The sequence below is a fragment of the Streptomyces graminilatus genome, from assembly GCF_001418565.1.
GTDB lineage: Bacteria > Actinomycetota > Actinomycetes > Streptomycetales > Streptomycetaceae > Streptomyces > Streptomyces graminilatus.
Genome location: NZ_LIQQ01000492.1, coordinates 1 through 6,805 on the forward strand (window position 1 = coordinate 1; position 6,805 = coordinate 6,805).

Below are 6,805 nucleotides of genomic sequence, written 5' to 3' on the forward strand. Positions count from 1 at the left end.
CCCATCCACCCATCCGCCCATCCGCCCATCCGCCCATCCGCCCATCCGCTCAACCGCCCATCCGCTCAACCGCTCAACCGCTCAACCGCTCAACCGCTCAACCGCTCAGACAAACGTCCGCGCCGCCGTCGTCCCCACCGCCGAGGCGATCGCGTCCGCCAGCGGATCCGTCTCGGCCGGGGCCAGTGTCGCGACGGTCACCCGGATACCGGGCGGGGCGTTCATCCGGAAGCGCGCGCCGGGGGCGACGGCCCAGCCGGCGTGCAGCAGCCGGGCGACCGCGCCGGTCTCGTCCGGGACGTGGATCCACACGTTCAGCCCGCTGCGCCCATGGGCCGCGACCCCGCGCCGCGCGAGCGCGTCGATCAGCGCGTCGCGCCGCCGCCCGTACGCGGAGGCCACCGCGCGCGCGTCCAGCGCGCCGTCGGCCCACAACCGTACGACGGCCCGTTGCAGCAGCCGGCTGACCCAGCCCGGCCCGAGTCGCTGCCGCCCGAGGACCCGGTCGACGGTGACGGCGTCCCCGGTGAGGACGGCGAGGCGCAGATCGGGGCCGTACGCCTTCGCGACCGAGCGGACGAACGCCCAGTGCCGGGTGACCCCGGCCAGCGAATGGAGGGCCTGGTCGACGATCCGGTAACCGTGGTCGTCCTCGATGAGCAGGGTCTCCGGGTGCTCCCGGAGCACCGAACGCAGGGCACGCGCGCGTGTGGCGCTCACCACGGCCCCGGTCGGGTTCTGCGCCCGGTCGGTGACGACCAGCGCGCGCGCCCCGGCCGCCAGTGCCCGCCGTACGTCCTCGGCGAGCGGCCCCTCGTCGTCGACGCCCACCGGGACCATGCGCAGCCCCAGCGCCGGTACGAGGTCCAGCAGTCCACCCCACCCGGGATCCTCGACGGCGACGGTGTCACCGGGCTTGAGGTGTACGGCAAGGACGCGCTCGATGCCGTCGAGCGCGCTGGAGGTGACGGCGAGGGGCCCGTCCGGCACACCGTCCGTGTCGAGGTCGGCGCGGGCGATGCGGGCCAGCTCCGGTTCGACGGTGGCGTCCCCGTAGAGCACCGGAGACCGGTCACCCTGCTCGGCCGCCGCCGTGAACGCCGCCGCCAGTGACGGCAGCAGCGCGGGATCGGGGTTGCCGTGCGCCATGTCCCGCACACCGGACGGCACCTCCACCCGGATGTACTCGCGCCCTGTGGTGGCCGGCCGGGAACGCACCCGGCTGCCGCGCCGCCCATGGGTCTCGATGACGCCGCGCTCCCGCAGCGTGCGATAGGCGGCGGCGACGGTATTGGGATTCACCCCGAGTCTGTCCGCCAACTCCCGCATGGGTGGCAGTAGTTGCCCGGGTTCCAGCTCCCCGGCACCCACCGCGCGTTCGACGCTGGCGGAAATCTCCGCTGCGCCCCGACCTTCGATCGGATATTCTCCTAGCACAACACAGATTATGCACTAGTGCAATATAGGACGCGAGGAGACCGCGATGTACACGCCGACCGACCGCACCGTCCCCACCCGCTCCCCCAACCGGGCGTCGTACGACAAGGAGTCGGTGCACGCGATCCTCGACGAGGGGTATCTGTGCCACCTCGGCTTCGTCCGTGACGGCGCGCCGGTCGTGCTGCCGACGCTGTACGCGCGCCTCGGCGAGCGCCTCTACGTGCACGGGTCGACGGGCTCGCGCCCGCTGCGCATGACGGGCCAGGCCGACCCCGGCCTGCCCGTCTGTCTGACGGTCACGCACGTGGACGCGCTGATCCTGGCCCGGTCCGCCTTCCACCACTCGATCAACTACCGCTCGGTGGTCGTCCACGGCATCGCCCACCAGGTGACGGACCCGGACGAGAAGCTCCTGGCCCTGGACGTCCTGGTCGACAACGTGGTGGCCGGCCGCTCCGCCGACTCCCGGCCCGCCAACGCCAAGGAACTGGCGGCCACCGCCGTGATCCGCGTCGACCTCGACGAGGTCTCCGCGAAGGTCCGCACGGGCGGGGTCAACGACGAGCCCGAGGACCTCGCGCTCCCCCACTGGGCCGGTGTGGTCCCCCTGCGCAAGGGCTACGAAGCCCCGCTCGCCGACCCCGGGCTGGCGCCCGGCACCCAGCTCCCCGACTACCTCAAGGCCCGCTGAACCGATGCCGATCCACCCCTGGGACGCGCCGCGCGACGGCACGGAGTGGCAGCGGTGGCTGTCCGTCCACGACTTCGGCCGGCTCGCCGTCAGTCGAACACCCCCTCGGGCTCGGCCCGTTCCAGCCCACCGTCCGCACCGGCCGCCCGTGTCTCCGCCACCGCGAGCCCCGCAACCGCGCCCAGCATCAGCAGGGTGCCGACGACGGTGGCCGTCGTCGGCCGCTCGCCGAGCAGGGTCACGGCGAGGAGTGCCGCGCTCACCGGTTCCAGGAGCATGACCACGGAAACGGTCGCCGCGCGGACGACGGCCGCCCCGGTGAAGTACAACCCGTACGCCAGAGCGGTCGGTACGGCGGCGATGTACACCAGCAGCCCGAGGAACCGCATGCCGTCGCCGGTGTGCGGGAAGAGCCCCTCGGCGAGTCCGAAGGGCAGCAGGCAGAGCGTCGTGACGCCGAAAGCCCTGATGGACGTACCGAACGCGTCCGTTGCGCCGTCCCGTCCCCACCATCGGGTGAGCAGGGCCATCACGGCGTATCCGGCCGCCGAGACCATGGCCCATGCGACACCTGACGGCCGCACCTGGGCGCCACCGCTGCCCAGTACCAGCACCGCGAGCCCGGTGAGCGCCCCGGCGACGGCGACGATCCCGCCGGCCCCGAGCCGCTCGCCCATGGTCAGCCGGGCGCCGAGCGCGATGAGGACGGGTCCGGAGCCCAGCGTGACGACGGTGGCGACCGCGAGGCCGGTGGCCTGGACGGACGCGAAGTACGCGGTCTGGAACACGGCGAGCGAGCAGCCGGTGGCGCCGGCGCGCAGGGCCTTTCGGCGCCATGGTTCGGGCCGTACGGTCGCGGCCGTACGGCGGCGCAGTGACCGGGCGAGGAGCAGCAGGACAAAGCCGCCGGCGCAGCGCCAGAAGGAGAGGGCCACCGGGCCCATGTCGCTCACCCGGTAGACGAGCGAGGCGGCGGCGCCCGCGGTACCCCAGGCGAAACCGGCGACGGTCAGGAGGAGCAGGCCTCGCCCGATGGGCAGGCCGGAAACAGCGTTCGACACGAGAGTCTCTCCGCAGTCGCGCGGAGAGCGGCCGAAAGGCACTTCACCGCGCGGAAGTTGACGAAAGGACCCGGGCCTCGGGGGCTCCGATGGGTCCTCGGGCGTCGTCTGCGGGCAGCACCGTAAAGCCCGACGGCGATACGTCGGACAGGTTCTCCGGAAGAGCCCGCCTCAGGCGGCCGGAGGCGGAAGGACGAGTGCTCGCGCGTACATGATCGCGACCCTACGCGGCGGTACGGCGGGCCGCCACATCCTTTTCGGGCCCCCGGGCGACCGGCTCCGCCGACCCCTTGGCGGGCGCCGACGACTGCGCGATGAACGCGCCCATGAGCACCACCGCGCCCCCGACGATCTGCGGCGCCGACAGGTGCTCGCCCAGCAGCACCCAGGCCAGCACGGTCGCGATGACCGCCTCCAGGCAGGCCACGACCCCGGCGACCTGCGGCGAGAGCCGCCGTACGGAGAGCACACCGGTGACGTAGGCGACGACGGTGGCGACCAGCACGAGCCAGCCCAGCAGCAGCCAGGCCGCGACGGGCGTGCCGTCCATGTGGGCGGTGCCCGCGAGCACAGACCAGTCCATGCGCCACGGACGCGCCACGACGGTCAGCACGAGAGAGCCTGCCAGGAGGCCGTACGCGATGACGCCAAGGGGGTCCGGCGCCGCGTCGCCCGCGTCGCTGCCCTGGTCGGACAGGACGAAGTAGCCGACCTGACAGCAGGCGGCGGCGAGCGCGAGCAGCAGCCCCCAGGTGTCGAAGCCGATCCCGGACCACACCTCGACGACACAGGCGAGCCCGCCGACCGCGAGGACGACACCGAGCGCGGCGGCACGGGTCACGGGCCGCCGCTGCACGAACCGCACCCAGCCGAGCACCAGGGCGGGTGCGAGGTACTCGACGAGCAGCGCGACCCCGACGGGGATCCGGGAGATCGCGGCGAAGTAGGAGGCCTGGACCCCGGCCACGGCGAGCAGTCCGAACCCGGCGAGCAGCGCGGGCCGCCGACGCACCAGCGCCCGGTGTCGCACGGCCAGGGGCAGCATCACGAGGGCCGCGCCCGTCACGCGCAGCCAGACCACGTGCAGCGGATCGAGTCCGGCCTCGATCAGCGGCTTGGCCGCGACCCCGGACCCGCCGAACGCGACCGCCGACACCAGCGCGAGCCCCAGCCCGACGCCCCTGCCCCGACCGACCGCACCGCTCCCTGACGTACGCACCGGGCCATGATGGCAGGCGGCGACATGACCGTCACCCCCGATGGCACCTGTCTCACCGGCTGGACGGACCCAGGGGGCTCGGCCGGGCGGGGCCGGCACCTCAGCCGAAATCAGCCGACTCGTCCACCGCCTTCGGCTCCCCCGGCGCACTCCTCACGCCCGGCCACCGCGATCATCCTGATCCCCGTGATCCCCGTGATCACCCGATCACCCGATCACCGCGATCATCATGATCACCGTGATCAGTTCGACCCGGAGCATTCGACCCGGGGCAGCCGCGCCAACAGCTCCCCCGCGTCGACACCACCCCGTCGCAGCACCTCGACAGCCCGGGACTGCGGGTCCGCGACGATCGCCGCGAGGAGATCGGTCCCGCGGGCCCGTGCGTCACCGCGCCGTCCGGCCCGCTCACACGCCTCCTCCAGCGCGCCCGCCGCGACCGGTGACCAGCCCGCCGTCCGTGCCGTCCCCGGCAGCACCGGCAGGGCGCCGGAGTCCTCGACCGAGCCCTGCCAGCGCAGCCCGTAGCCGATGCTGCGCTGCACGAGATAGCCGAGCAGCCGCGCGACCTGCGGCTCGCCGCCCTCGAAGGCCGCACGGACCTCGGGATCCGACTCCAGGAGCGTGTGCAGCAGATGGGCCGTGTCGATCTGCCGGTCCCCGTCCCGCAGCGCCCGTCTGCGCGCACCGGCGACCACCGCCGCCAGCTCGACGGTGAGCCTCGCGTCGCTGTCCACACGGATCGCACCGGGCTCAGTGGCCGACTGCCGGGGGATACGGGGTTGCACCACTCCACACCATCAGCCCCAGCCGGTCCGGTCATCCCCGCGACGCACCATTTCCGTGTCCCACGGAGGGTGGGCATCGAGCGCGGAATCTCCTCCTTGCGGATGACATCAAGCCGCCCCGGCACAGATCCGACACAAGGGGCGCACGCCCTCATTCCGCGCGCCTCAGGCGCAACCGGAGCATCCGCCCGCACGTCCCACTCCAACATGGAGAGCGGGTGCTGGCTGGTGGCGCTGCCCGCCACGGACGGCAGAGAGTACGTGTACCGGGTGTACGCCCCGGAGGACGCGCTGCTCGCCGACCTGTTCTGGGAGGCGTGGCACTGTCACGACGAAGGCCCCTTCCCGCGCGCGTGGGACCTGTTCGACGCGGCGGTGATACAGCGGATGGACTGAATCACACCTGAACCGCCCCCATTCCTGACGTCTCGTCAGTATTGAATGTTCCGGCTATTGCGGCTACGTTCCGCGACACCGCAGCCCGAGATTCAGAGGTGACAGGGGTGGTCGCATGGCCGAAATAAGCGCGGAGGCACAGATCCAGGCACCGGCGGAGAAGATCTGGGCGCAGTTGACCGACTGGTCGGCGTACGGAGCGTGGAACGCGACCCACACGAGCTTCCCGAAGGGCGGCCCCTCGGCACTGGAGGTCGGCGGCACCTTCGAGGAGAACATGAAGCTGATGGGCTTCCCGGCCGAGGTCGAATGGACCATCGCGGAGCTGGAGCCGGCCCGCACACTGGCCATCCGGGGCAAGGGCCCGATGGCAGTGACCGTGGCCACGCGTTACACCCTCACGTCGGACGGCGACACCACGACCGTCCGTATCGACGGGGAGTTCACCGGCGCGGCCGTCTCCCTGATGGCCGGCAAGCTGAAGGACTCGGGAACGGCCGCCCTGAACGAGTCCCTGCGCAAACTGGCGGGCCTGGTCGCCTGAGCCGACCCTGAACAGCCGCACGACAACACCGCACCACACCGGCCGCACCACACCGGCCGCACGACGGGCGGCGGCGTATGACAGGCGACTCCGTATGACAGCGCGAAGGTGCCCCGCGAACACTTCCGCGGGGCACCTTCGCGGGGCACCTTCGCGCACGGGGAGACACACCGCCGAGGCGGACACGTCTCCGGGGGCGGCCCATCAGTCCTCGTCGGCGAGGATCAGGTACAGCTTCTTGCGCGCCTCGTTGATCACCGCGAGTGCCTTCTCGCGCTGCTCCTTGGTGCCCGTCTTCCAGACCTGGCCGAAGGCCTCCATCAGACCGAAGCCGGCCTGGCGGATGTCGTTCAGCGCCTCCCAGTCGACGCCGCGTCCGGCCTCTTCCCAGGGCGCGTCGGGACCCTCGTCGGCCGCAGTGCGACCGGCCTCGGTGAGCGCGAACAGCTTCTTGCCGCCCTCGCTCTCGTTGACGATCAGGCCCTCGTCCTCCAGCAGCTGAAGGGTGGGGTAGACCGAACCCGGGCTGGGCTTCCACGCGCCCCCGCTGCGCTCGGCGATCTCCTGGATCATCTCGTAGCCGTGCATCGGCCGGTCCTTCAGCAGGGCCAGGATCGACGCACGGACGTCACCGCGCCGCGCCCTGCCCCGAGGTCCGCCCCGGCC

At 72.4% G+C, this 6,805-nt stretch carries 8 protein-coding genes; 3 read left to right on the plus strand and 5 right to left on the minus strand.

All coding sequences use genetic code 11. The features are described 5' to 3' along the window. Positions 1–105: 105 nt before the first annotated feature. Entirely contained in the window at positions 106–1,437 is a 1,332-nt protein-coding gene (locus AOK08_RS33715) for an aminotransferase class I/II-fold pyridoxal phosphate-dependent enzyme (protein WP_055533080.1), read from the minus strand. 46 nt (positions 1,438–1,483) lie between these two features. On the opposite strand from AOK08_RS33715, the gene AOK08_RS33720 reads away from it, so the two are divergent. Next, positions 1,484–2,131, plus strand: coding sequence for a pyridoxamine 5'-phosphate oxidase family protein (locus AOK08_RS33720; protein WP_055533082.1), 648 nt, complete (start codon positions 1,484–1,486; stop codon positions 2,129–2,131). An 89-nt stretch (positions 2,132–2,220) separates the two neighbouring features. Here the strand turns inward: AOK08_RS33720 and AOK08_RS33725 are convergent, their stop codons facing one another. From AOK08_RS33725 to AOK08_RS33735, 3 genes are all read right to left on the minus strand, one after another. Next, the gene (locus tag AOK08_RS33725; RefSeq protein WP_055533084.1) at positions 2,221–3,192 is read right to left on the minus strand and encodes a DMT family transporter; all 972 of its coding nucleotides are present in this window, start codon (positions 3,190–3,192) and stop codon (positions 2,221–2,223) included. A 223-nt stretch (positions 3,193–3,415) separates the two neighbouring features. Further along, the gene (locus AOK08_RS33730) at positions 3,416–4,411 is read right to left on the minus strand and encodes an EamA family transporter (RefSeq protein ID WP_107101114.1); all 996 of its coding nucleotides are present in this window, start codon (positions 4,409–4,411) and stop codon (positions 3,416–3,418) included. Between the two features lie 242 nt (positions 4,412–4,653). Further along, positions 4,654–5,199, minus strand: a complete 546-nt coding sequence (locus AOK08_RS33735) for a Clp protease N-terminal domain-containing protein (RefSeq protein WP_055533094.1) — start codon at positions 5,197–5,199, stop codon at positions 4,654–4,656. 207 nt (positions 5,200–5,406) lie between these two features. On the opposite strand from AOK08_RS33735, the gene AOK08_RS33740 reads away from it, so the two are divergent. Beyond that, the gene (locus AOK08_RS33740; protein ID WP_055533086.1) at positions 5,407–5,595 is read left to right on the plus strand and encodes a hypothetical protein; all 189 of its coding nucleotides are present in this window, start codon (positions 5,407–5,409) and stop codon (positions 5,593–5,595) included. 115 nt (positions 5,596–5,710) lie between these two features. After that, the gene (locus tag AOK08_RS33745; protein WP_055533088.1) at positions 5,711–6,139 is read left to right on the plus strand and encodes a type II toxin-antitoxin system Rv0910 family toxin; all 429 of its coding nucleotides are present in this window, start codon (positions 5,711–5,713) and stop codon (positions 6,137–6,139) included. A gap of 204 nt (positions 6,140–6,343) precedes the next feature. Here the strand turns inward: AOK08_RS33745 and AOK08_RS33750 are convergent. Beyond that, the coding region (locus AOK08_RS33750; RefSeq protein WP_063794186.1) for a PadR family transcriptional regulator at positions 6,344–6,805 on the minus strand (462 nt) is incomplete at its 5' end.